20 protein-coding genes and 1 pseudogene are annotated in these 24562 nt (G+C 55.3%); 11 read left to right on the plus strand and 10 right to left on the minus strand.

Annotation, left to right across the window (positions count from 1 at the left end; all coding sequences use genetic code 11):
- Positions 1 to 382 precede the first annotated feature (382 nt).
- From HJC04_RS01875 to HJC04_RS31535, 3 genes and pseudogenes are all read left to right on the plus strand, one after another.
- On the plus strand, positions 383 to 1669 hold the full coding sequence (locus HJC04_RS01875) for a DegT/DnrJ/EryC1/StrS family aminotransferase (RefSeq protein ID WP_221096798.1): 1287 nt from the start codon (positions 383 to 385) through the stop codon (positions 1667 to 1669).
- Positions 1670 to 2058: 389 nt separating this feature from the next.
- Positions 2059 to 2541, plus strand: a complete 483-nt coding sequence (locus tag HJC04_RS01880; protein WP_259666389.1) for a GNAT family N-acetyltransferase — start codon at positions 2059 to 2061, stop codon at positions 2539 to 2541.
- Positions 2542 to 2907: 366 nt separating this feature from the next.
- Positions 2908 to 3136, plus strand: a pseudogene (locus HJC04_RS31535) (SOS response-associated peptidase); the annotation flags it as partial.
- Positions 3137 to 3149: 13 nt separating this feature from the next.
- Here HJC04_RS31535 and HJC04_RS01885 read toward each other — a convergent pair.
- The 7 genes from HJC04_RS01885 to HJC04_RS01915 form a co-directional block, all read right to left on the minus strand.
- On the minus strand, positions 3150 to 3635 hold the full coding sequence (locus tag HJC04_RS01885; RefSeq protein ID WP_259666388.1) for a hypothetical protein: 486 nt from the start codon (positions 3633 to 3635) through the stop codon (positions 3150 to 3152).
- A gap of 122 nt (positions 3636 to 3757) precedes the next feature.
- Positions 3758 to 4822, minus strand: coding sequence for a sn-glycerol-3-phosphate ABC transporter ATP-binding protein UgpC (locus tag HJC04_RS01890; protein WP_311043575.1), 1065 nt, complete (start codon positions 4820 to 4822; stop codon positions 3758 to 3760).
- Positions 4823 to 4825: 3 nt separating this feature from the next.
- On the minus strand, positions 4826 to 5620 hold the full coding sequence (locus HJC04_RS01895) for a carbohydrate ABC transporter permease (protein WP_259666387.1): 795 nt from the start codon (positions 5618 to 5620) through the stop codon (positions 4826 to 4828).
- A gap of 50 nt (positions 5621 to 5670) precedes the next feature.
- Positions 5671 to 6573: a carbohydrate ABC transporter permease gene (locus HJC04_RS01900; RefSeq protein ID WP_221096796.1), complete on the minus strand. Its 903-nt coding sequence runs from the start codon at positions 6571 to 6573 to the stop codon at positions 5671 to 5673.
- 20 nt (positions 6574 to 6593) lie between these two features.
- Positions 6594 to 7883, minus strand: a complete 1290-nt coding sequence (locus tag HJC04_RS01905) for a sugar ABC transporter substrate-binding protein (RefSeq protein WP_221096794.1) — start codon at positions 7881 to 7883, stop codon at positions 6594 to 6596.
- 190 nt (positions 7884 to 8073) lie between these two features.
- On the minus strand, positions 8074 to 9450 hold the full coding sequence (locus HJC04_RS01910; protein ID WP_221096791.1) for an aminotransferase: 1377 nt from the start codon (positions 9448 to 9450) through the stop codon (positions 8074 to 8076).
- Between the two features lie 261 nt (positions 9451 to 9711).
- Positions 9712 to 10968 carry an ROK family transcriptional regulator gene (locus HJC04_RS01915; protein ID WP_259666386.1) on the minus strand — a complete coding sequence of 419 codons (1257 nt, stop codon included), beginning with the start codon at positions 10966 to 10968 and terminating at the stop codon, positions 9712 to 9714.
- A 158-nt stretch (positions 10969 to 11126) separates the two neighbouring features.
- On the opposite strand from HJC04_RS01915, the gene HJC04_RS01920 reads away from it, so the two are divergent.
- Positions 11127 to 13367, plus strand: a complete 2241-nt coding sequence (locus HJC04_RS01920; protein WP_221096790.1) for a N,N-dimethylformamidase beta subunit family domain-containing protein — start codon at positions 11127 to 11129, stop codon at positions 13365 to 13367.
- A gap of 151 nt (positions 13368 to 13518) precedes the next feature.
- The gene (locus HJC04_RS01925) at positions 13519 to 14316 is read left to right on the plus strand and encodes an SDR family NAD(P)-dependent oxidoreductase (RefSeq protein ID WP_221123154.1); all 798 of its coding nucleotides are present in this window, start codon (positions 13519 to 13521) and stop codon (positions 14314 to 14316) included.
- A 164-nt stretch (positions 14317 to 14480) separates the two neighbouring features.
- Here the strand turns inward: HJC04_RS01925 and HJC04_RS01930 are convergent, their stop codons facing one another.
- From HJC04_RS01930 to HJC04_RS01940, 3 genes are all read right to left on the minus strand, one after another.
- Positions 14481 to 15503 carry an ABC transporter ATP-binding protein gene (locus HJC04_RS01930; protein WP_221096786.1) on the minus strand — a complete coding sequence of 341 codons (1023 nt, stop codon included), beginning with the start codon at positions 15501 to 15503 and terminating at the stop codon, positions 14481 to 14483.
- A 7-nt stretch (positions 15504 to 15510) separates the two neighbouring features.
- Entirely contained in the window at positions 15511 to 17388 is a 1878-nt protein-coding gene (locus HJC04_RS01935; RefSeq protein WP_311044458.1) for an ABC transporter permease subunit, read from the minus strand.
- 150 nt (positions 17389 to 17538) lie between these two features.
- On the minus strand, positions 17539 to 18837 hold the full coding sequence (locus tag HJC04_RS01940) for an ABC transporter substrate-binding protein (RefSeq protein WP_221096785.1): 1299 nt from the start codon (positions 18835 to 18837) through the stop codon (positions 17539 to 17541).
- 264 nt (positions 18838 to 19101) lie between these two features.
- Here HJC04_RS01940 and HJC04_RS01945 point away from each other — a divergent pair, with 264 nt between their 5' ends.
- The 6 genes from HJC04_RS01945 to HJC04_RS01970 all read left to right on the plus strand — a co-directional run bounded on the left by HJC04_RS01945 (position 19102) and on the right by HJC04_RS01970 (position 24453).
- Positions 19102 to 20124 carry a Gfo/Idh/MocA family protein gene (locus HJC04_RS01945; protein ID WP_221096784.1) on the plus strand — a complete coding sequence of 341 codons (1023 nt, stop codon included), beginning with the start codon at positions 19102 to 19104 and terminating at the stop codon, positions 20122 to 20124.
- A 37-nt stretch (positions 20125 to 20161) separates the two neighbouring features.
- A complete protein-coding gene (locus HJC04_RS01950; protein ID WP_221096845.1) occupies positions 20162 to 20944 on the plus strand; it encodes an SDR family NAD(P)-dependent oxidoreductase in 783 nt (260 codons plus the stop codon).
- 225 nt (positions 20945 to 21169) lie between these two features.
- On the plus strand, positions 21170 to 22054 hold the full coding sequence (locus tag HJC04_RS01955) for an N-acetylglucosamine kinase (RefSeq protein WP_221096783.1): 885 nt from the start codon (positions 21170 to 21172) through the stop codon (positions 22052 to 22054).
- Entirely contained in the window at positions 22051 to 22815 is a 765-nt protein-coding gene (locus tag HJC04_RS01960) for a GntR family transcriptional regulator (protein WP_221096782.1), read from the plus strand. The genes HJC04_RS01955 and HJC04_RS01960 overlap by 4 nt, the downstream gene beginning before the upstream one ends.
- 26 nt (positions 22816 to 22841) lie before the next feature.
- On the plus strand, positions 22842 to 23876 hold the full coding sequence (locus tag HJC04_RS01965) for an SIS domain-containing protein (protein ID WP_221096781.1): 1035 nt from the start codon (positions 22842 to 22844) through the stop codon (positions 23874 to 23876).
- A 94-nt stretch (positions 23877 to 23970) separates the two neighbouring features.
- Entirely contained in the window at positions 23971 to 24453 is a 483-nt protein-coding gene (locus HJC04_RS01970; RefSeq protein ID WP_221096780.1) for a GNAT family N-acetyltransferase, read from the plus strand.
- Positions 24454 to 24562 lie beyond the last annotated feature (109 nt).

Here is a 24562-nt window from a genome sequence, read left to right on the forward strand (position 1 = left end):
CCGATCCAGTTCCGCCACCAACCGCGAGCGCAACCGGAGCCTAAGTGGTCCTTCGTTGTTCACTGGGTCGGATTATAATCGGGCACGGGAAATCTTGGTCGGCTCACGCCTCGCCTTCCTTCGATGCCCCAGTTCTGGGAGTAATCGTTAAAATATATTTAGACATCCCAAGTGCTCGTGCGAAAGAGAAACTGCTCTACGCGCAAAATCCGGCATAAACAACTCCGAATCTATACTATCTAGGTGCGCGGTTTCAAATATATTTACAAATATAAGATAACATATACTTGTTTAGTACTGAAATTAAGCTGTTGCGCCGGAGGACACCATGGTAACAATTGTTCGAACTGATCGGATTAATGGTCCATGCGTGGAGAACGAAATGAACGAATTTGATGCACCAGATCGTAAAACCGGCAACGCCGAAGGCGCCGCGTCAGTCGGAAAACTCGCCGTTTTCGGCGGGAAGGCTGTCGTCCCACATGGACGTGTAACGGCTTGGCCTGCCGCAGAGGACAAGCACGTGGAAGCGCTTCGCGGAGTTGTTGACAGCGGAAAGTATCACCGCGTGAATCATCCAATCGTGGAGGATTTGGAGCAAAGTCTTGCGAGCTGGGCCGGGAAGTGGCAAGTGCGCGCTGTTGGAAGCGGAACGGCGGCCATCCACATCGGCCTCGACTATTTCAAAGAGCGGGGCGAGCAAGTAGTTACCGCGGCACTGAATTGGCCGGGAGCGGTAGGTCCAATTAAAATGAGTGGCCTCAAGCCCGTCTTCGTTGATGTCGACATGAACTTTGCCGCGATTGATCAGCGGGCTGCCGCTGAGAGGTTTAACTCCAACGTCGCAGCAGTTCTAGTCACGCACCTTTTCGGGAACAATGTTGCTATCTCTGGCGGTAGAACTGAGGCACGTGCTCAAGGTATCGCTGTAATTGACGACATCTGCCAGTCGATTGGTGCCGCAAAAGCGATCGCTGATGGTGCTCATGTTGATTCAGACGTTCTCGCTTTATCCGGGAATGGCGCCAAGCACCTTGGGGCTGGCGAGCTGGGATTTGTCATGACCGAGGACGCGGACTTGATTGAACATGTTGATCGCGTATCGCTGTCAAGCTCGTCCCGAAGTGGTGCGCGAATCTTTTCGCCGTCTTCCCAAGGCTACAATTACAGACCCAACGTTTTCTCTTCCTCTATAGCAAAGCTGCGGCTTACAGAGATGGATAGGCAACTCCAAGTCCGAAGAGACAATAGCAAAAATCTTTGGGACATGCTCGCAGGGCTTGTGGGCCTCTTCCCTGTTTTCAATCCATCCGACTGCGACCATTCAGTGCTCAATTTTCCTGTAAGAGTTGAACCTGAGACACTTGGCTTCGCGCCAGGCCCGGCTGCCCGGGATTTCATAGTCAAGGCACTGAGGGCCGAAGGGGTGCCTGTCTGTGTTTGGCTCACGAAGCCCGTATTCGAATATCTGCCAGACATTCGCGACAACTGGAAGGCCGCCGACTTTCCAAACACAGTTAAGCTCCTGGACACGATGTTTTACGTCTCCGAGATTGCGCCGCCCAACGATAGCGAATTGATGAAGCTTTATGCAGAGGCGTTTCACAAGGTTTGGAATGCTCTTCATAAGCAAGGTCCGAAGATCGCCGCAGGAGCGATTTCCGGCTGAGCACCGCGCGTCGCACCAATTTCCCAGTGCCGCAATGGTCAACTGCCAACCTGTTCCAAGCAATCGAAAGCTAGTGCTGGGCCAGCTCAGAGCCATTGTACAACTAGGTCTCCTTCCATGTCTTTTTCAGAAAGCCCAAAACTGCCCATCTTCGACTGCGACAGGGTTCTCGTTGATAGCGCAAACAACGTTGCACATCGAAACGTTGGACCGAGTTGCTATAAGCCATTCAGCACTGCGACGGCGTTGCCACTGCTCTTAGCCGGTTGGCGGTTATGTGGTCGCACGGCTGCCCTCTTAAATCGCAGCGCAACCGTCAAGGATATCTCTTGGCCGCCCGAAGACCTATCCCCGCTCGATGCTTGGCGGGCCGACAAAATGGAGACACTATGACATCGACGTCAATGGCAGTTGGAACTGGAGTAACGATCGAGTATCTCGAAAAATTTCCGAATTTTATTTCCGTTTGCGCAAGCTGGACTTTCGGACAATGGGGTTGTCAATCATCCTGTTCCTACGAACAAGCGCAAGGCGAATTCGAAGCAGCAACGAAAACTTCAATGCCGCTGACATTAGTTGCCATTGAAAATGCAGTGCCCGTGGGAATGGTCACGCTGGCTAATCATGATTTCGAGGGATCACCTCTCTCCCCGTGGCTCAAGGCGCTTTTCGTCCATCCCTTCCACAGGAAGAAGGGAATAGCCACGCGGTTGATCGAACAGCTCGAGGAGGAGGCTTTACGCCTCGGTTGCAAAAGTCTCTATTTGATAACGGAGGACGCTCGACTTCTTTACGAACGAATGGGCTGGCAAGCAATTGACCACGTCCGAACCCCCTATGGCGCGGCAGATTTGATGGAGAAGGTTCTCTGAGCCTCCTCCCGAGAGCCACCACGTCATGGGGAATCGAGTCCGAGCTCTAAGCCACTTGCGCGAACCTCTCAAGAGGTTGAGCACGCGAGGTTAGCGCGACAACCAAATGAGACGGAGCCTTAACCAGTATGAGAGTCGGCAGGAGCGGTGAATATCGGGAGGACATGGCCACTTTCGCCGCTGCTGCGCCGATTTCGGTATTTCTGGCTCGACCGTACGTTGTGTTCTTCGAAGAAAGGGGAATACCTTCGTGCCAAGTCGACACTTAGCTGATCATCGGATGAAGTTTTTGATGAAGTTACGACAAGATCACAGGGTTGAGTGGCCGCATGCGAAGGCTCAGTCGAGCGACGGCCTATCACATCGCCGATCATCCGCGACACCGCCGACGGGAAGAGACAACTGGTCCATGCGCGCTGGGGAATGCTTTCCCCGCGCTTCACGCTCGGGAAGGGCGCCAAAGCGAAAGCCAAGAAACTTGCGGCTCCGGATGGAGGCCGATCGCGGCACGACCAATGTAGGCAAGCTCAGTTTTCCGCACTGGAAACGATTGTTCGATGTCGAAAACAGATGTCTCGTCCCCGTCACCCGGTTCTAAGAAAATGGCGTCACAAGGGAGATGTAAAGGGCAGAAAACCTACGAAACCAGTAATCTTCCAACCGTCCTCATCCTTCGCGCAGAAGAACACGGACTGCCAATTCAGCTTCTGAGCACCACCACCTAAAAGTGCTATTGCGTCATCAAAGGTCTTCCGCGCCGTCGCTGTATGTCCGTGCACACGGATATCCAGCATGTTCGTGGCGCGGAAAAGCGCAGCTCGGCGATCTTCGGCGTATGCCGTCGCCGCTGCGCGGCCAGCATCTTCGAGCCAGGCATCCTTATAGAGGTCCACAGTTGGGAATCGAAGCTGCCAATTGCTGGGGTCAAGTGATCCCTTTGCATCCAATCCGCAAAAGCCGTCGTGTTTAAACGCTCTGCCAAAAATGGCCCAGTCTTCATTGACAAATCCATCGACGTCTTTGCGTACGAGCATCTCCCAAATAGCGCGTCGATCTTGATCGGAAGAGGGAAATGGGTTGCTGTCGTAGGGCATTGGTCTTGTTCCTTTTGTTGCTGCGGCGCTAACTAGCCGGCTCCGCGTGTGAACGGGCGAGCTCTGACCTCTTTTGTTGAAAAGAAAGGAAAAGAGCGCCGCCATCATCGATGGGCGAACCGTCAAAGACGAACACCGGTTTCCTTATCGAACACGTGCAGGTCCGAGGCATGAACCTCCATTTTCACGGCATCGCCTGGCTTGACCCGCAGGAAACCTGGCACGCTTGCGATGAACGCTCCTGCCGCTGTATCGATTGTGACATGGGTCGCGGGCCCAATCGGCTGGAGAATTTGCACGCGGCCTTCAATGCCGTTGTCGCCCAAGCGAACGTGTTCTGGTCGGGCGCCGAACTCGACGACCCTGCCGGCTTTGAAACTGCTTAGGCCGATACTCAACGGCAGCACCGTCTGCCCGGCACGAACGAAAGTTGCGCCGTTTGACTCCTCGAGAATTCCGTCGAGCAGCTCGATTTGTGGGCTGCCGATGAAGGAGGCCACGTACCGGGTGGCAGGACGCGCGTAGATTTCCTCGGGCGTTCCGACTTGCTCAACACGACCGCGATACATGACGGCGATCCTGTCCGAGATCGACATTGCCTCTTCCTGGTCGTGCGTCACGAAAATCGACGTCACATTCTGCTGAACATGCAATTGCTTGACTTCTGCGCGCATTTTCACTCGGAGCGATGCATCAAGATTCGAGAATGGCTCGTCAAATAAGAAGATCCGCGGCTCGCGGACCAGAGCGCGCCCGATCGCCACGCGCTGTTGCTGGCCGCCGGAGAGCTGCGCTGGAAATCTTTCCAGGACGCGGTCGAGTTCCAGAGACGCTGCAAGCTTTTCGATTTTTTCCCTAATGATCGCCGGCGCAACGCCGCGCATCTTGAGGGTAAAGCCGATGTTTTGCGCGACCGTCATATGCGGGTAAAGCGCATAGTTCTGGAACACCATGGCTACGTCGCGTTCGACCGGTGACAAGTCGTTGACCCGTCGTCCAGCGATTAGGATGTCACCGGATGTACTGTCTTCAAGGCCGGCCACCATGTTCAGGGTCGTAGTCTTGCCGCAGCCGGACGACCCTAGCAGCGTGATGAATTCACCGGCCTTTATATCAAGGTCGATATTGTGACAGACTTGGAAGCTTCCGAACTTCTTTGAAACCTCTTTCAACCGTATGTCAGTCACTGTTTATCCTTTCATCATGCCGTCGGCGAAGCCGCGGATGATTTGGTCTCGGAAGATCGTGGCGATCACGATAACGGGGGCCACGCTGATCACAGCGGCTGCCATCATCTGCCCGAACACTGTTTGATATTGTCCGGCAAATTGCGCGATCGCGAGCGGTACTGTCTGCGCGCTCTGCCGTGTCAGGATCAATGCGAAGAAGAACTCGTTCCACGCCTCGATAAATGCGAACACGGCAGCCGCGCCCATGGGCGGGATCGAAATCGGCAATATGACGTACCAGAGCGTTCGCAGCGGACCCGCGCCATCGACGGCTGCCGCCTTCTCGATTCCAATGGGAATGCTGAGGAAAAATCCGCGCAAAATCCAGATGACGATCGGCAGGTTGAAGGAGAGATAAACGACGCCCAGGGTCAGGACGCTGTCGATCAGGCCCAAATAGCTGATGAGCAGAAATAAAGGGATCGCGATTGCAATGCCCGGCAGCATCTGGGTTGCCAGAATGATGAAGCCGAACACATTCGAGTAAGGCACTGATAGGCGAGCAAGCGCGTAGGCCGCTGGTGCTCCTAAAGTGAGCGCAAGGGCGGTCGAAAACAATGAGACGATTAGTGAGTTGAGGACGCCGCGTCCGAGGGCGGACGCAGACGCGAGCACCGCAACGAAGTTCTCGCCTGTAAAATTAGACGGGGAAAGATCCGGCGGCTGGGCAATGAGAGCGCTCTGTTCCAGCACGCTCGACAAAACCAGCCAGACAATCGGCGCGATTGACCAGACAACGAAGATCGCCAAGCCCATATAGACCCCGATCCTCTTGGCGGGCCCGCCCGTGCGATAGGCTTGGAAACTCATTTTACACCTACACTGGACTTGGGTTTGAGAAGCCACAGGTAGCCGATCGCGAGAATGAACGTCAGAATAAAGATAACGTTTGCGATCGCTGCACCGTAGCCGATGTCGAGAAAATTGAACGTGACGCGATAGGCCAGGAAGTTCAGAAGCACGGTTCCATCGGCCGGACCGCCGCGAGTCAGGACAAAAACGATGTCGAACACACGCAGGGACCAAATTGTCTGAAGGATCATCGCAATCCCGATGGCATCCTTGATGGCCGGCAGTGTGATGTAGCGGAAGCTTTGAAAACGGCTCGCGCCATCCATGAATGCCGCCCTGTGCAGCACGACGGGCACGCGTTGAAGCCCCGCGAGCAACAGGAGCGTGACGAATGGTATCGACTTCCAGACGTCAACAAGAAGCAGGAAATTCAGCGCGCTGAACGGTGTTCCCAGCCAGACCTGATAGTTGTCGATAAGCCCGAGAGATTTCAGCAGGCCATTGAACACTCCGTAGTTGGAGTTGAGAATCCATTTCCAAAGCACGGCATTGGCCACGGGTGCGATCGCCCACGGGATAACCAGCAAAATCTTCAGGAAGCCGCTTCTTCCCTGGGGCTGATTCAAGAGCAGTGCCACGCCGAAGCCAATTCCGACAACAAGGATGACCTCCATTACCGAAAAGTAGAGCGTGTTCAGGGCCGCGTGCTGAAGGCCTTCATCGGAAAAGATCCGTCTGAAATTTCCTAAACCCACCCAGACCTGGTCGAGTTTGCCGGCCCGCAGTTTGACGTCCTGGAATGCAAGCAATGCAGATCTGACGATTGGATAGCCGAGAATCGCGGCTATGACGATCAATGCTGGTGCGAGGAGGACAACGCCGACGTTCTGCCGGCGTTTCTCGAATGTGGTGGCCATTTATGTCACCTCCAGGCGGCTCACCCGCGACGCTTCACGATCGCAGTAACCAGCTCATGCGCTTCTGTGATTGCCTCGACGGCGGTTTTCTGGCCTTGCAGGGCCTTCTGCACTTCCGTGCCGATGGCTTGGCTAATCTGGGTGTAATCCGCCGTCACAAAGCTGTCATAGGGGTGCTGCGCTTGATCAAGCACGACCTTGGCAATCGGGAGTTTCACTTGTATCTCCGGATCTCCGAGGACAGACAGCCGCGAGGGCAGCCATCCGGTATCGAGCGCCTGGCGCTTTTGGACATCCTTGTCGAGATAGAACTCGATCAGCTTTCGCGCTTTTTCGGGATTTGTGCTGGCCTTGCCGATGGTCCACGCGTCCGTCCCGTCGATCGAGGCGGTACCGGCTGGGCCTGCCGGGAGTATCGAAGCAGCCAATTTGCCGACGATTTGAGACTGTTTCGGGTCCTGTGCCGGATTCCACATATACGGCCAGTTCATCATCATAGATGCACGACCGGACATGAAAACGTTGCTGGCATCATTGATCCCGGCGTAAGATATCGAACCGGGCTCCGTTCCGGATGCCATGAGATCGATCATCATCTGAAGAGCATCGACGCCGGCATCACTCTTGAAGACCGGCAGACCACCCTCCCCGAACATCGTTCCGCCTGCCTGTTGGAGGAATGCCATCCAGTAGCTTGCAGCACCGCCGATGCCGGCTGCTTCTGCATAATTCGCGACGTATCCGAAGCGACCATCGCGGCTCAATTCCTTCGTATATCGCTTGAATTCATCCCAGTTTTTAGGTGGCTCCTTGATTCCTGCATGTTCCAAATGCTCTCTGTTGTAAAACAGGGTCAGCAATGAGAGCGTAAAGACCGTGCCGTAACGCTTCCCATTCGAAGTTACGGTTTTGAAACTGGACTCCGGCAGATCGGCGATTAGATCAGCCGGAAGGCTGTCCACAAACGGCAGGAGGAAGCTTTCGAACTCTGGCACCCAGCCGCACATATACATGATGTCCCAAGGGGCTGATCCGGAAGCAAAGGCCGTTGCCATGCGGTCGTGAAGCTGCGGCCAGGCTAACAGCTCGTAGTTCACGGATGCTCCGTTTGCGGCCTTCCAGGCTTCGAACGCTGCTTCAGCGAATTTTGCGGCCCCTGGCGGGGCTGGATCAGGCGGCAGCGGGCCGAAAACAGACAGGGCTGCTTCCTCGGCTTGTGCATTGCTCCCAAAAAAACTTCCGGTTGCCGCGAATGCTCCGGCCAAGGCTGCACTTTTCAGGATCAGGCGACGAGAAATGTTCGATTGCATTTGGAGAACCCCTCTTTTTTCTATTGCGCCAATGGGTATGCGTCATTTCTGCATCCCGGACCGCTGCTCTGACCGGTTCGGGCGTGTATCACTGCGGGTCGAGCCTACTTTCCGTTTCCTCTGAGCCTCCTCATGTGAGGCCCAGGGGAACGGAAGCGCCAGTTCTTGCGGGTTCGATGCAAGATGGCCTTCAGCGGCCAATACTGGCCTGGAATTGCTTGAGCGCCTTTCCGAAGCGCTCAGCGATTTGGTCTACGTCTGCTTCAGTGACGACAAGCGGGGGGGCCAGGATGAGGCAATCGCCGGTGGCTCTCACGACGAGACCATTTTCAACCGAAAACGTGTCGTACTTGAAGCCGGCCCCGAAGCTGGGTGCAAATGGAGCTTTGGTGTCCTTATCCTCGACAAGTTCAATGCCGAACATCAATCCAACGCCTCGGACATCGCCGACGATCGACGAGTTCGCCGCGATTTCGCGGAGGTGCGATTTCAGGCGATCACCCATTCGCCGAACATGCGGCACGACGTCCATTTCCTCATAGATCTTGAGGCATTCCAGCGCGACGGCAGCACCAACAGGATGGCCTGAGTTCGTAAACCCATGCCCGAAAAAGCCGCCGCTTTTGTTGAATTCTGATACCGCTTCGTAGATCTCGGGCGCCATGACGACGGCCGACATCGGGAAATAGGAGGATGTGAGCCCTTTTGCCAAGGCCATCATATGAGGTTGCATATCAGTCGTCTGGCGCCCGAACCAATTGCCGGTCCGTGCAAAACCGGTCACAATCTCGTCGTCGAGCAGCAGGATATCGTACTTGTCGAGCACTGCCTTGATCTTGCGAAAGTAGTCCTTCGGCGGTGACACCACCCCGGCGCCAGCCATGACCGGTTCTGCGATGAAGGCGGCCACGGTGTCAGCGCCTTCTCTCAGGATCATCTGCTCAAGTTCTGCAGCAAGCCGGTCCGAATATTGTTCATCCGTTTCGCCTTCATTCATCCCCCTGTACATGTCAGGATAGGAAACATGCAAAAAGCCCGGGATCGGCAAAGCGAACTCGCGATGCATTGTTTGCAAGCCACACATCGAAGCCGCTGCAATCGTTGAACCGTGGAAAGATTTCCGTCTCGAAATGACCTTTCGTTTGCCGGGGTTACCACGCACCGTGTGGTATACCCATGCTAGCTTGACCATCGTTTCGTTTGCCTCAGATCCGGACGTCGCAAAGTAGACGTGGGCATTATCGATTAGCGATCGTTTTGACAGCTCCTCCGCCAGTAGGCTCACTTCATGAGAGGTCCGCGAAAAGAACGTATGGTAGTATCCGATGCGTTTCGATTGCTCGTACAGGACTTCGGCCAGCCGCTTGTTCCCGAAGCCAAGAGATGCACACCAGAGCCCTGACATCCCATCGATGAACTCTTTTCCAGTACTGTCGAACACCCTCGGCCCCTCGCCCCGTTCGATGACGGCAGGGCCTTGAGCTCTGAGCTGTTGAGGATTTGTTTGCGAATGGAGGTGGAAGGCCATGTCGAGATCTGCTGTCCGCTCCCGCAATAGTTCAACCATAGTTAAAGTCTCCTATTTGATAATTTCCGTAGAGAATGGACCATTCTGTCCGACGTATTCGTGCCGAATTCAAATCCGCCGCCAATCGCCAGCCATCGATGTTGACGGGTAAATGCTGACATTACGCTGCCATAGTTAGGTATATATGTCAAGCATACATACATACCTAATTGCGGTACGGCGGCATACGGACGGGATATCTCCCGGCGATGAATGGGAGGTCAGACACATCTGCTCGGCGGGGACGCAGCCGCCGAACGCTTAAAGGGGGAAATTGAGGAGTTCTGACAAGACAAGACCAGCGGCGCCACGCATGGCTGCGACGTCTTCGCTGTCGCCAAGGACGAGCGAAACATCATCGCCCGGCCGGCTGAGAATCAGCTCACGAAAGCTCGCTTCTATTAGCTTGAGCATTCGGTCTCCGCCCTGAGCGGCATCCCCATGAATTATGATGTAATTGGGTGCCATTAGTTGTTGAAGATTTGCCAAACCGACGGAAAGATTGGAGGCGTATTCTTCGAGTAACTGGGCCGCGCCTTCTACTCCTTGGTCAGCAAGGATTGTCAAACGGTGGGTATCCAGTGAAGCTGGCTGCGGAAGCCCTCGTGTCTGTGCCTCGTCTCTCAACCATCTAAGCGTCGCGATCGTCTCCCAACAGCCGTTGCGGCCACATTTGCATCGGCTCCCATTCAACTGGACGATGGTGTGACCAATTTCTCCGCCAGCGCCCGACGGCCCTCTATGAAGATGTCCGTCAAGATAAAGCGCCGCCCCCAGCACCTCGCCAGTGTAAACCACAGCAAAATTCCCGCGCCCACGTCCTTTGCCAAACCAACGATCGCCGACAAGCAAGGCCCGATCGTCCTTGTCGACGCAAACAGGGACTCCAAGCTCCTTCCCCAACTCGTGCCCTATGGGAAAATTGTCGAAGAACGGTGCAAGGCTCATGGACACTATTGAGCCGGTTTCTGTGTTAATCATGCCCGCGACAGCTACGCCAACGCCAAGAATCGGCATGTCGACTGATGTGGCTGTTCTCTTCACGGAGCGCGAAATAATTCGAAATGCCTCCTGAGGATCGCTGAGATCTTTGGGAAAGGCCTCGGTGCTCTGTGCATAGACTGCGCCATCAAGGGAGACGAGGCAGGTCCGAACGTGATTATGCATTAGCAGAACGGCACATATGGGCTTAGCATCTTTCGAAAACCACAACTTTGTCGCGGGCTTGCCGCCAGATTGATTGGGCGGAACAACTTCGCCTTCAGCGAGAATCCGCCTGTCGAGGAGTGGCTGCACAATTCCACCAATCGTTCCGCGACTTACACCGGTGTACCGCGCTAAGTCGGCTCTGCTGGACGGCCCCATATCATACAACGCCTGAAGAAGCCGGCCACGATTGGCCGGCCCAAGAGTGGTCGTCGAGATGAGATTTTGTGTCGGCCTAGACGGCCTGTGTCTTGTCGAATCTTCTTCACCACGTCCCATGGCAAACAGCCAGTCACCGTTAGAAGCACCCATACCTGCTCCAACTCCTTGTTTCTTTGAAGTCTTTACTGATCTAACTACCACAGCCTAGCCTTTCCGCCTACATTTCGCAGCGATGCGCATTTCAATTGACATGAAATAATGTATGTGTGAGCTTCATACAAACATTTTTCATTCGGAAGCGCTGAGTTATGAACCTGACGTCCCGTGATCTGGTTGGTTATTGCGACCGCCTTCACTACCGCCCTAGCGAAGAGGTCAAGATTTACATACACGGAAATGGCCCAGTGGCGGTAGACCTCGCCAGTCTCCATGGTGCTGACGAACGGGTGACCGCCTGCGTCCCCTTGGTTCGAAAAGTCGCAGCTGTGCCGGAACAGACGGTGCCCACTTCTCCACAAACAAGTCACCCCGGTTCATTCGCACTAGTGGACGATGTGGATGATCTGGCTCAATTTGCGGAATTGACCCTCGAAATGTGGGTCTACGCGACCAATCCCGGAAATGGCAGGCGGCAAGGTCTGTTATCGCTATCAACAGAAAATGCTGCTGCGATAAGTTTGGAGATTGCTGCGGATGGCCGCCTTGAACTTAGGCTGGGACCAGAGCAGGTCTCTGGTTGCCGTTGCCAAGCTCCAATACCTAGAAAAAACTGGGTACGAGTCGTGGCCGTCGTCTCTCCTTCGCGAGGCGAGGCCACGATCGAATTCTCTACAAAATTACCGCTACAAAGGCAGATTGCACGGGGCACGGCTTTCGCAAGGACGGTCAGCCATCCCCTCGCGGGCCGCGATATATTTTTGGCGATAGGCGCAGCCGCTGTGAAGGCGGGGGTTGACGGGCGAAAACGTGGCATAAATACGTTCAACGGGAAGCTCGAGGAAGTACGCGTCTTCGGGCGCGCAAAGGACAACCAACCTTCGCGGCTCCTGGCATCGTGGGACTTTAGTCTGCAGATGAACACCGCCTGCATAACTGACACATCGGGCGCAGGCAGACATGGCATTCTGGTCAACGCACCGACGCGAGCCGTGACCGGCCACGATTGGACTGGCGATGAAGTTGATTTCCGTAATGTCCCCTCGCAATACGGAGCTATCCACTTTCACGACGATGACCTAGAGGAAGCTGGATGGAAGATAAGCGCAACGCTGATAATACCCGATGACTTACACAGCGGCGTCTATGCCGTACGGTTGCGGGGGGACGGGGTCGGAGACAATATTCCCATCTTTGTTTTGCCCAAGCAAGGTGATCCGAACGCAGCGATTGCGTTCTTGGCCCCAACCTTCACGTATCAAGCATACGCGAATATCACGTTGGGTGATCGCGATTACAGCGAGGCTGGCATCTCGGGGCTTAAAGCAGTTCCAGTTGCGCGAGACTTGCAACTGCAGGCGTTTCCCGATTTCGAGGGATCGCTTTATGAAAAGCATTCCGATGGCTCCGGCCGGTGCTATTCGAGCTTCAAACGGCCAATCTTTAACTTCAGAGCGGACCACAGAAACCCCATACTTGATGCCCCTCGAAACTTTGGCGCGGATCTCTACCTGACGTCGTGGCTCGAGCACATAAGCCAGCCATACGACGTCCTAACTGACCACGCCCTCGATACCGAACCGGGCCTGCTTGACGGGTACAAGGTGCTCATAACAGGTTCGCATCCGGAGTACTGGAGCGGCCGGATGTTGACTGCCGTCGAACAGTTTCTCTCCAGAGGAGGAAAAGTCATGTACCTTGGAGGGAATGGCTTTTATTGGGTCACAAGCCAAGATCCCGTCCGACCGCACATCATTGAGTGCCGACGAGGTTACTCGGGCATTCGCACTTGGGAAAGCGCGCCTGGCGAGGTCCATCTTAATACCACTGGTGAACACGGGGGCCTCTGGCGTTACAGGGGAAGAGCTCCAAATCGCCTTGTCGGCATAGGGATGGCTAGTCAAGGATGGGATGAACAGGCGCCAGGCTACACCAAGACAAGTGCTGGGAAGGCACCAGAATATGCTTGGGTCTTTGCTGGTGTTGAAAGTGACGATTTTGGAAATGCTGGGTTCGCAATGAACGGCGCCTCCGGTGATGAGATCGATCGGTATGACCTCGAGTTGGGATCCCCGGCAAACGCAGTCGTGCTTGGTACATCGCAAGGACACAGCCATTTTTACAAGCTGGCGGTTGAAGATGTCGATATGATCACAGACGGTTTAGATGGCACCAGCGACAACAGAGTACGGTCCGATATTGTACTGCTCGAGTGGGACAATTCCGGAAAAGTGTTTTCTGTTGGCTCGATCAATTGGGCCGCCTCCCTCGCGTGGAATAACTTCGACAACACCGTCGAGAAGATAACTCGCAACATACTTCTGCGTTTCCTGGAGTGCCGCGAAGTCGAGACGAACACCCGCGACAGCGATCCTGAGCTGACTCCGCAATGATGCCCGCCGTCCAGATGGTGTTGTCAGCTAGCCTAAACCTCCACCAGCCCGCGCGCTGATGGCTGCGCTTGATGTCGTGAGGCCGTCAGTACGATGTCACACAAATCTCGGCTGGTCAGGCTAGTGGCCGGTAGCCGAAAAGGAGGCACATATGACTTTGTCGAACAAGACGGCAGTCGTCACGGGGTCTAGCCGCGGTATAGGGTTTGGAATTGCGCAGATTCTGCTCCAGCGGAAAATGAATGTTGTTCTAAACGGGCGAGATATCGACTCGCTAAAAAAAGCTCACGCCAGCCTAGGACCACTGGGGCAGCATGCAAGCCTGTGCACAGGGGATGTATGCGACAGGGCTAACGCCGAGGCGCTCGTCTCACACGCTGTCGAGCGCTACGGCAGCATAGATGTCTTGGTCAACAATGCTGGGTTGCCTGACCCGATCTCTCACTTTCTTGAGATGACGGAGGACCATTGGGATACGGTGATGAATACGAACCTTAGGGCCGTCTTCCTATGCTCGGGGGCCGCTGCCCAGATGATGGCTGACGCCGGTGGTGGTTCGATCGTACACATTTCCTCAATGGCAGCCCTTCGGGCACATCGCAGTATGGCCGCATATGATGTAAGCAAAGCGGCTGTTGAAGCGCTTACGCGCTCGATGGCCCTCGACTTGGCACCTTTCGGCGTGCGGGTGAACGCGGTTAGCCCTGGTCCGATTCATGTTGGAAACTGTCCTGGCGAGGACGCCCGAGCGGCTGTTGTCCCGCTCGGGCGTGTTGGACTCCCGTCGGATATCGGGAGAGCTGTTGCATTCGTTGCTTCTGATGAGGCTTCCTTTATTACAGGCCAAGTCCTCTATGTAGACGGCGGCATGCTCCAGCAGTTGCGTCCGCTTCAGCTGGATTCTCCATGGCCCGATTCGATAAAAGCACGACTTTCTGCCCTCACCTGACGGTGAGAAAGGCACTGAGATCCTTGACACTGGAGGTGGGGACCGTGGGCCTTCGCACCGGTTTACTGGTGCCCACCACGTCAGGTCAGGTTGCTTACAGTCGACCATGCCCAACGGCGACGCGATTTCGCCGGTGGGCCGTATGGGCGTTACACTTACTTCTCCTAAGAACCCAGTCGAAGACCGGTTTCGACATCGAACATATGGAGGTGTTCTTCTGGTGCAATCAGTGAAACCCGGCGACCAACAGCTAGTTCTCCCAAATCCTTGCAGGTAGCTTTAATCAGGGTGCCGCCGACCAGGACATCGAGGAAATGAAGTGGTCCGACAGATTCTATCAGCAGCAGTTCTCCTTCAAGTGGAACACCGCTCGACCCGTTGCCTTCCGCCAAGACCAGATCATGTGGTCTGATACCAACTATGCAATTAGGAACACCAGCGGCACCGAGTGCGGTTTCCGGTATGAAATTCATCTCGGGACTTCCGATGAAACTTGCGACAAAACGGTTGGCGGGCTTTCGATAGATTTGCATTGGCGTTCCGAATTGCTGAAGTTTACCGCCGTTCATCACCGCGATACGATCGGACATTACCATTGCTTCTTCTTGATCATGTGTGACGAAAATCGTCGTGATCTTGAGTTCGCGTTGTAGACGTCGTATCTCTGTTCGCATTCGGACGCGCAGACTTGCGTCAAGGTTAGAGAGAGGCTCGTCCATCAAAAGTGCTGCCGGGTTACGCACGATTGCACGTCCAACCGCGACTCTCTGGCGTTGACCACCAGAAAGTTCGGATGGAAACCGATCTAGCAGTGCCCCAATCCCGAGAACCTCTGATGCCCAATCAACCTGCCGCTTGATAGTGGCCTCGTCTATGCGCTGGCGACGTAACGGGAATGCCAGATTATCTTTGACCGCCATGTGTGGATACAATGCATAGTCTTGGAAGACCAGCGCAATATTGCGGTCACGAGGCGACGTCCGCGTGGCATCTCGCTCGTCGAATATGATTTGGCCCTCAGTTATCGTCTCTAGTCCGGCTATACAATAAAGAAGAGTGCTTTTGCCGCAGCCAGAAGGGCCCAGAAAAGAAATGAACTCGCCGTGGGCGACATCCAAGCTCAGACCCTTTAGTACTTGTACCAGGCCGTAACTCTTCGACACGTCCGCGATTCTGATGGAAGACATTTATTCTCTAACCTTTGATTGAGCCTGACAGCGCGCCCTGGATCAGAAATCTCTGAAAGACGAAGGCGACAATGATTGGCGGGACGATAGACAGCACGCTGACGGCGAACAATGAACCATACTCGTAAAAGCGTGCCTGACTAAGAAAGCCAGACAGAACAACAGTGACGGTCTGAGACTTGGGAGTTGAAGTGACTATCAGAGCAAATAGAAACTCATTCCAGCTTACGAGAAAGCAAAAGATTGCTGTCGCCACCAGCCCTGGCTTGACGACAGGCAACAAGACACGGCGCATCATCTCAAACGGCGAACAACCGTCAACCAGGGCGGCACGATCTAAGCTAATCGGTACGCTTTCGAAGTAACCGCGCATCATCCAAGTCCCGAGTGGCAACAGGATCGTGAGATGGGAAATGATCAGCCCTGTTCGGGTGTCGATTAAGCTGAGGGTCCGAAAGAGAATGAAGAGGGGCAGCACCAACGCGAGCGCGGGCGTCATTCGGGTAAACATTAAACTCCAGAGTGTAATTCTGAGGAAGCGAACCTTTTCGTAACGTGCGAAAACGTAACCGGCCAAGGTCGCAAGCACGACCGTCAAAGCAGAAGCGCTTGCGCCTACGATTAGACTGTTTAATAGCGCCGAGGGCACTCGCTTCGCTTGTACGCTGGTTTCGAGACCGGCAGCGGATTCTGGAAATAGGACAGCCCTGAAGTTATCGAGTGTCAGTGCGCTCGGAACAAGAGTCGGCGGTACTCTGATCAGATCAGCGGCTGGCGAAAGGCTCATTGATATTAGAACCAAAACAGGTAATGCCGACCATACGAAAATCAGACCTACTAAGATCCAGAATAAGGTCCGACCAAGAATTTCGCTTATTTGGCGCGGTATCATAGTTCGTGGTCGATAGGGTGGAAGAGCAATCATGGAATGAATTCGTTCGGCCTTCAGGTCGGCTGAGGTCAAAACGTCACTCCCAGTGTCTTTCCTTTCGCGCGGTCTGAAAGCAAAAAAGTAAACGACAGCCAAAGCGAAGCTCACGAATGTCAAAATATAGAGAACTGCGGCGCCTTCGCCAAAACGCAAGAACTGGAACGAGTACAGGTAGCCCAGCCACGCGAGAACGGTCGTTGCGGCACCCGGACCGCCACGGGTCAAGTTCCAAATAATATCGAACGCCATAAGCGCATTAATTGTCGCGAGGATCGATACGAAAAGGAGGCTTTGCTTGAGCCACGGTATCGTTATCGAGAAAAACCGCTGCACCGCCCCCGCGCCGTCCAGCATTGCAGCACGGTGAAGGTTACTTGGCATCGATTGCAGCCCACTAAGGATTATGAGAGCCGTAAGCGGTGCTTGATTCCATACATGGGTTAACGCGAGTAGGTTTAGCGCGCGAAAACCATCGCCAAGCCAAGGCCGCGCCCAACTGCTCAAGCCTGCATCATTCAGTAGTCCATTAAGAGCGCCATAGTCGCCGGCGTATAAAAACGACCATAAGACGCCGACGGAGACCGGCGCCATCGCCCAAGGGACAAGCACGATGCTCCGCATAATCCCCCGTCCCAGGAAACGCTGGTTGAGCACCAGAGCCATAATTATTCCCAGGATGGTCGTACAGATAACGGCCAGGCACGTGAAATAAGCGGTTCTGCCGAATGCCATCCAGGCTTCATAATTCGTCAAGACGTTAAGGTAATTATCAACACCAACAAAAACCCACTTCTTGGTGATGGGGTTAGTACGGTTCAAGCTCAAGTACGCGGAGTACGCGAGCGGTACTGCGACGATTGCCAGGATAACTGCAATGGTCGGTGCAACGAAAGCGTAAGCAAACAGCGGCAGCTTCTGTCTGCTACTGCGCTGCAAATTGTTTGGAGCTGTCACAAGTTTTTTCCTATCAAGATAACACCTGCCACCTAGAGTATTTCCAGGCAAAGCGTGTTCGCATGCCGTCGAACGATGCGGCGGTTGAAGGAGCAAGTGACTTCCGGTGAGCTGCAGCTCACCGGAAGGCACTAGACAAATCTCTAAAGTCTACTGATAGACCTTCTTGAGTTCGGAAACTTTGGCAGCCAACTCATCGATCAACTGGTCGGTTGAAAGGCCACCCCGAATGTATTCCTGCGCCCTCTGCATCATGAACGCGTCCCATTCCGGGAACCAGATTGACTTGGCAATTTTCCGCGACTTTGCTAGCTGAAGCTGCTTTCTCGTCGTCTCCAGATCGCGCCATTTCTCAAAGTCTTCAACAACTTCAGGATCGGCCATGACTTCGCTGTAGGCGGAGCTAAGGCCGAATTCCAGCGCCCACCGTTTTATGACATGGTATTCGCCATCCTTCGCTTTGCCGCCAAAAAAGCGCAACAGTTTCCACGTGCGTTCGACGTCAACTGGTTGCGCACCCATCGCATACCCCTCTGTCCAAGCGAGCGTTGCGTGGCTGGCCCCCGGCATCAAGGCATTTCTGATCTTGCCCGCGACCTTTGACACCTTTGGGTCATTAACGACTTTCTGGTTGTAGTCGTGCATCAACTGGAACGTATGACGTCCGCTGCTGTAGCTCGGGACGCCCTCGTTTGGCTGCGTCATGATATCGGCGGTTACAAGACCGTCCTTGTAGAGCATGCGATAGGTTTCAAGCACCTTACGAAACGCTGTATCGGGAACCAGTTCTTCTTTCTCGTCGAAGACTTGAGCGCCTTCAGAGTACCAAGATGAGAAGAGACTCCAAGAAAGCTCGGGCCAGTTCCGTCCCCAAGCGCCGTTATAGGGTGCATCGGAGATGCCATCCTTTTTCAGCTTGCGGCACGCATCGATCAATGCCTCCCAGCTGTCTGGCACTCCAAGACCGACCTTCTGCAAATGTTCTTCATTATAAACAAAGCAGTAATGTCCGACATAATACGGCAAGGCTCCAAGCCTGCCGTTCGGCAAAGTGAGGGACTCCAAGCTCACCGGCAGAAGTGCGGCCTTGATATCCTCAACACCTTCCAGACCTTCCAGGTCGCGGATCCAATTGGCGGCATGCCATCGGGCGATTCTAAATTCGCTGATATACATCATATCGTACGTCTGGCCGCCGGTTAGCTTTGTTTCGGCGACTGCTTGGTAATCCCCGGTTATGAGCTCGTAGTTGACGTTTTCGTCATAGAGTTTCCTGAAGATACCGACGTTCTCTTCCACCGCTTGAGGGGCAAAGGGCCAGCCAATGAACGACAGGGCTTGTGCTGGGGCAGCGTTGGCAAGTTTGGTCAGCATCGGCAAGGCAGCAAAGCCGGCAGCCCCCTGCAAGAGGCGGCGCCGCGACATAGGAGATACGAAGGTAGTGGCCATAGGAGTGCACCTTTCAATCTGTTCCCATTTTATTTGATCGACCGCTTGCTAGATTCGCGATCCACCTCCCCCTGGCAGGATCGAGGCGAGCGAAATGTGTCACAGGCCACGCATATATGTCAAGCATACATACATACCAGTTCTCCGACGACCGAGCTGGAGGGGATAACAAGCAGTCCTCATGGAGTGGATGCAATACGCTTGACCTTTTGTAGCGTATGTGTGAGATACTTACATACAGAATATTTTTGTATCGGAGACGTTATGCGGGAATTAAGAGTAGGCATCATCGGAGCTGGCATCTGGGGAGCCAATCACGCGAAGGTTTTCAACACCCTCGCTCAAACACGCTTAGTCGCGGTCTGCGATGTTTCAGCAGAGCGGGCAAACGCATTCAAGGAGCAGAGTGGTTGCAGGGCCGTCTATACCGATTACCGTGAGTTGATCGCGGATCCTCAAGTCGAGGCCATCTCTGTGGCAACGCCTGACTTCACGCATGCCCCGATCATTCTTGCGGCTCTCAAAGCCAACAAGCACGTGCTATGCGAAAAGCCTCTTGCGATGACTCTCGAAGAAACGGAAGAAGTTGCCAAAGCCGCTGAGCTATCCTCCGGCAAGCTGATGGTGGACTTCCACAATCGGGTGAACCCCGCCATCGTGCAATTGCGGGACGCAGTTAGGGCTGGCGAAATCGGCAGTGCTGTCCATGGCTACGCGCGGCTCAGCAACACCATATACGTTCCGCTGGAAATGCTGTCTTGGGCGGCAAAGTCGTCTGCGCTTTGGTTCTTGGGCAGCCATGTCGTTGATGCCCTCCGATTTGTTCTCGATGACGAGGTGGTCAGGGTTTACTCCGTCGCTCGCAGTGGCGTGTTGAAAGCACGGGGCGTTGATACCCAGGATGTGCATATTTCCACCCTGGAGTTTTCTAAGGGTGCCGTCATCACGCTTGAAAACAGCTGGATTCTCTCGACCGCCAACCCGATCGCATACGACTTCAAGATCGAACTGGTCGGCGACAAGGGCCAGATCAATGCCAACCCGTCCCATAATGGTGCTGTCACGAAGCTGACGTCACAAGGCGCAAAGTTTGCCGATTTGCTTGGAATCACCCCGACGGGTCGCTCCCGCATCGGAGGCTTCGTGTTGGAGGCGATCGCACAGTTCGTTGACGCCGTTCTGGACGAAGCTCCCCTTCTTGCAGATGCAAAGGATGGCCTGGCTGTTACCCGAGTTCTGGCGGCAATCGAACAGTCCGCAGCGCAGGGAACGCCGGTCACGCTCTGATTTTGACACCGGATCTTCAAACATAAGGAGCGAAGCTATGAGCTTTGAAAAGTGGTTTGGACTAAGTGGCAAGCGCGCGATCGTTACCGGCGGTAGCCGAGGGCTTGGTCGGGCAATGGCCATGGCGCTGGCGGAAGCGGGCGCCGATATTGCTATCACTGGCCGCACGCAAGACACGTTGGATAAGACAGCCGCTGAGATCGGTGCGTTCGGAAGAAAGGTGTGGACGTTCAAGGCCGACATGGCTGTGCCTGCGGAGTGCGAAACAACGCTCGAGCGCATCGTCAAGGAAATCGGTGCACCGGACATCCTGATCAACAATCTTGGCAATCGGGAAGTCAACGTCTCGATTGAAACCGAATCGCTTGAGACCTGGCAGAGGATGATTGATCTCAACCTCACCACCTGCTTCCTCGGCACCAAGATCGCCGGCGCGGCAATGCTTGCGGCCAAGAAAAAAGGCCGGATTATCAACATCGCCTCGATCAGCGCCCTGATCGCCAATCGTGGGATCGGCGGCCGCGACTACGAGACGGGCAAGGCCGCGGTTCTGCATTTCACCCGATGCGCCGGTGCAGACTGGGCGCCGCACGGCATTACGGTCAACGCGATCTGCCCCGGCCTGTTCATGACTGACATCAACAAGGAATGGAATGAGAAGAACCCCGAGGTGATCGAGGCGTTTCTTGAGAATGTCCCGATGGGCAGGGCCGGCATCCCGGATGAAATTGGGCCGCTTGCGGTGTTCCTTGCGAGCGACGCATCGGCCTACGTCACCGGCGCCTCCTACGTGATCGATGGCGGATATACGCTCTGGTAGCCATCACCCTCGGCAGTTCGAAGGATCTGATTGGCGGCCGACAATAGCGATGGAGCTTTGCCGAAGCCAAAAGCTCCGCCACTCATGCAGCTAAGGATGCCGTTGGTGCGGTGATGTTCGCATCACCACCCAAGGGCTGTAATGGCGATCGGCGACATCTGATTCCAATTGCACCGATCGGCCGTGTTCCCGAAGCAACACTGCATAGGCGACAAGCAGGTTCCCATGACCTCATATTTGATCGGGATCGACGGCGGCGGAACAAGTTGTCGGGCGGCGGTGGCAGACACTGAAGGACGTATTCTCGGCCGCGCGAAATCGGGTCCCGCCAATATTCTCACGGATCCGGAGACGGCGCTCAAGAACATTGAAGATGCAGCCCGCGGCGCCTTTGAAGACGGAGGTCTCGATCCGGCAGGTATCGAGGCGGCATACGCGATTCTGGGGGTTGCGGGTCACAACGTTGGCGATGCCGTTCATATCGTTGGGCGGCGGCTTCCATTTGCCGCCGCCGATTTCGAATCCGACGGCCTCATCGCATTGGAAGGCGCAGTTGGCGACATGGACGGCGCCGTTGCGATCCTCGGAACCGGTGCGATCTACATCGCCCGACGTGGCGACGCAGTATGCACAATCGGCGGCTGGGGTTTCACCATCGGCGACCACGGCAGCGGCGCGCGTATCGGCCACGCACTCATGCAGGAAAGTCTACTGGCTTACGACTGCATCCACGCGGCCTCAGCGGTCACGGATTCGGTGCTGTCAGAATTCAACAACGACCCCCGCCGTCTGGTCGACTTCGCGCGGCTGGCGAAACCTGGTGAATTCGGACGCTATGCCCCACGCGTTTTCGAATTTGCAGAAGGCGGCGATCCAGTTTCAACTCGCCTGCTGAAGTCGTCAGCAGCCATGGTGGACGAGGCGCTCGATGCGCTTGTTTCAAAAGAGGCGCGGAGGATTTGCTTGCTTGGCGGTTTGGCGCCGCTCTATCGGCCTTGGCTTGCCGATCGGCACCAGCCGCTGTTCGTCGAGGCGAAGGCCGACGCGCTTACCGGCGCTGTTGCGCTGGCAACCCGGCGTTTTGGCCGTCGGCCGAAGGGCATGACATGACCCACCGGTCCGCCCGCATCCTGCCGCCCGAAGGGTTCCAATCAAGAGGCACCGGGCCGCTTTATCTCCGGCTTCGGCAGTTCCTGGAAGAGGCAATCCTCTCAGGCAAACTCAACCATGGCGACGCGCTGATTCCTGAACGTGATCTCGCAAGTTACGCTGGTGTTAGTCGTGTCACGGTTCGCAAAGCCGTCGAAAGTCTTGTGGACGAAGGTCTACTTGTGCGCCGCCGCGGCGCTGGCACCTTCGTCGAATGCGTCCGGTCGAACGTTGGAGATCTGCTGCGCCGATCAGCACAGTTGGTTGACGCTTCGCCGCGGCAGTGCGCCAATTCACGGGTGCAGTGGCTGGAGCGCGGGCTGTTCCAACCCACATCCGAAGAGATCATCACCTTAGGCTTGTCTGCTCATTGCCGGGTGGCACGTCTCACCTGTCTTCATTTGTCGAACGATGAGCCCCTCGCCGTGGAACGGAGTTCCGTGTCTGCCGACGTTATTCCGGAACCCTTGCGAGTCAACTCATCCATCCATGACTGGCTGAGAGGAATAAACGAAAGGCCGATTCGCGCAATTCAGCGGTTGACAGTCAGGACCATTAAGAAGCCGGACGCATATTGGCTGGGGCTTATCCCACCGGCGGCCGGACTTTCCGTCGAGCGCGTCTCCTACCTGTCTTCAGGCCGCGCCATCGCGTTTACACGCTCCGTTTTTCGCGGCGATGGCGATGGCTTTGTTTCCGAATTCGAATTCTCAGAAAGCTGAGCAAATTTTCCAAGAAAGGACCTTTCATGCAGTCCCTCGAAAAGACGAACATGCGCCGAGAAATCGACGAGATTCCGGATGCGGCCGCACGATTGCTCGATCGTTCGGCAAACGCGTTTGCCGCGGCAGGCGCAGCGCTGCGAGCGAAAAACCCGGCCTTTCTCGTGACCATTGCACGCGGCTCCTCAGACCATGCTGCGCTCTTTCTAAAATACGCCATCGAACTGACAGCTGGCATCCCGGTGGCCTCGCTCGGGCCGTCGCTCGCGTCGATCTACGGGGTCAAGCTGATACTCGGCGGCGGTGCGGCGCTCGCGATTTCACAATCGGGCAAGAGCCCGGACATCGTGGCGATGACCAAGGCCGCGACCTGCGCGGGCGCCACATCGATCGCTTTGACAAATACGATACCTTCGCCGCTTGCTGAAGCTTGCAGCCACCCGTTGGACATTTTCGCCGGACCGGAAAACTCGGTGGCGGCAACGAAGTCATTTGTGAACTCCATCGTCGCGGGGCTTGCTGTTCTGGGCGAATGGACGGGTGACCGGGCGTTGCAGCGTGCGGTGGCTGATCTCCCGAAGCATTTTGCTCAAGCAGCAAAACTCGAGTGGCCGGACTTCGCTGCCTGCGTCAACGAGGCTGAGTCACTGTATGTATTGGGTCGCGGCCCGGCCCTTGCGATTGCCAACGAAGCCGCCCTGAAATTCAAAGAGACGACAGGCATCCATGCCGAGGCTTTTTCCACGGCAGAAGTGCTTCACGGACCAGTCGCGATCGTCGGCCCCCGCTTTCCGGTGCTCGCGCTGGCGGCCCGTGACGCCGCCGAGGACTCCGTCGTCAAGGCCGCGGAAGGCTTGAGTGCCAAGGGTGCAGTTGTGCAGATCACGTCAGAAAAGGCGGCAGAGGCAAGACGCTTGCCCTTCGCCGAAACCGGCCACCCGCTAACCGACGCTTTGGCGCTAGTCCTGCCGTTTTACGGTCTGGTGGAAGCATTGTCACGCTCGCGGGGCCTCAATCCCGACGCCCCCGCCCATCTGAGGAAGGTCACGGAAACGATCTGATCGCTCACCTGCGACTTATGAGAGGTGCTCATGTGACACCCGAAGTGCTCTCAGCGATCCGCCACCCCAAGACTAAAAAAACGAAGGTATCAACATGACGGCAAAGATTGCAATTGAACCTCTGAACGCCCGCCCGGAAATGATCCCTGTGTGCGCGAGTTGGACTTTCGGGCATTGGGATTGCCAGGCAGCCACGACCTTCGAAGAAACCAATCGTCTCTTCTGCGACGCGGCGAATGACACATCTTCTCTGCCTCTGACCTTTGTAGCCATCGCAAATGGCAAGCCTGCCGGCATGATCAGCCTTCGTGAAAGTGACTTCAAGGAAAGGACAGATCTCTCGCCGTGGCTCGCATCTCTTTACGTCCATCCGTCTCACCGCAACAAAGGCATAAGTTTGTTGCTGATAGAGCGGCTTGAGCTTGAAGCAGAGCGGCTTGGCTATACGAGGTTGTATCTTACCACCGAAGACTCCGGCGGCCTCTACGAAAAGAACGGCTGGCAAGAGATTGATCGTGTACGCACACCCTTCGGCGATGCATCTCTGATGGCCAAGGATTTGTGGAAACGCACATAGTGACTGACGAGGATTCAAAGGCTTGGGCCTGAAAGTAATCGGACGGAAGTTGTGGCTTGGTATGAACGTCTCCGGCGCCGAGCTTGGTAGGCATAACGAACATTGGAGT

Origin of the sequence: Rhizobium sp. NLR8a (genome assembly GCF_019685235.1) — a bacterium.
Taxonomy (GTDB): domain Bacteria; phylum Pseudomonadota; class Alphaproteobacteria; order Rhizobiales; family Rhizobiaceae; genus Rhizobium.

Coding starts and splice junctions, on each gene's coding strand:
- HJC04_RS01875 (WP_221096798.1), top strand. CDS start 383: ATGAACGAATTTGATGCACCAGATCGTAAAACCGGCAACGCCGAAGGC.
- HJC04_RS01880 (WP_259666389.1), top strand. CDS start 2,059: ATGACATCGACGTCAATGGCAGTTGGAACTGGAGTAACGATCGAGTAT.
- HJC04_RS01885 (WP_259666388.1), bottom strand. CDS start 3,635: ATGCCCTACGACAGCAACCCATTTCCCTCTTCCGATCAAGATCGACGC.
- HJC04_RS01895 (WP_259666387.1), bottom strand. CDS start 5,620: ATGGGCTTGGCGATCTTCGTTGTCTGGTCAATCGCGCCGATTGTCTGG.
- HJC04_RS01900 (WP_221096796.1), bottom strand. CDS start 6,573: ATGGCCACCACATTCGAGAAACGCCGGCAGAACGTCGGCGTTGTCCTC.
- HJC04_RS01905 (WP_221096794.1), bottom strand. CDS start 7,883: ATGCAATCGAACATTTCTCGTCGCCTGATCCTGAAAAGTGCAGCCTTG.
- HJC04_RS01910 (WP_221096791.1), bottom strand. CDS start 9,450: ATGGTTGAACTATTGCGGGAGCGGACAGCAGATCTCGACATGGCCTTC.
- HJC04_RS01915 (WP_259666386.1), bottom strand. CDS start 10,968: ATGGGTGCTTCTAACGGTGACTGGCTGTTTGCCATGGGACGTGGTGAA.
- HJC04_RS01920 (WP_221096790.1), top strand. CDS start 11,127: ATGAACCTGACGTCCCGTGATCTGGTTGGTTATTGCGACCGCCTTCAC.
- HJC04_RS01925 (WP_221123154.1), top strand. CDS start 13,519: ATGACTTTGTCGAACAAGACGGCAGTCGTCACGGGGTCTAGCCGCGGT.
- HJC04_RS01930 (WP_221096786.1), bottom strand. CDS start 15,503: ATGTCTTCCATCAGAATCGCGGACGTGTCGAAGAGTTACGGCCTGGTA.
- HJC04_RS01940 (WP_221096785.1), bottom strand. CDS start 18,837: ATGGCCACTACCTTCGTATCTCCTATGTCGCGGCGCCGCCTCTTGCAG.
- HJC04_RS01945 (WP_221096784.1), top strand. CDS start 19,102: ATGCGGGAATTAAGAGTAGGCATCATCGGAGCTGGCATCTGGGGAGCC.
- HJC04_RS01950 (WP_221096845.1), top strand. CDS start 20,162: ATGAGCTTTGAAAAGTGGTTTGGACTAAGTGGCAAGCGCGCGATCGTT.
- HJC04_RS01955 (WP_221096783.1), top strand. CDS start 21,170: ATGACCTCATATTTGATCGGGATCGACGGCGGCGGAACAAGTTGTCGG.
- HJC04_RS01960 (WP_221096782.1), top strand. CDS start 22,051: ATGACCCACCGGTCCGCCCGCATCCTGCCGCCCGAAGGGTTCCAATCA.
- HJC04_RS01965 (WP_221096781.1), top strand. CDS start 22,842: ATGCAGTCCCTCGAAAAGACGAACATGCGCCGAGAAATCGACGAGATT.
- HJC04_RS01970 (WP_221096780.1), top strand. CDS start 23,971: ATGACGGCAAAGATTGCAATTGAACCTCTGAACGCCCGCCCGGAAATG.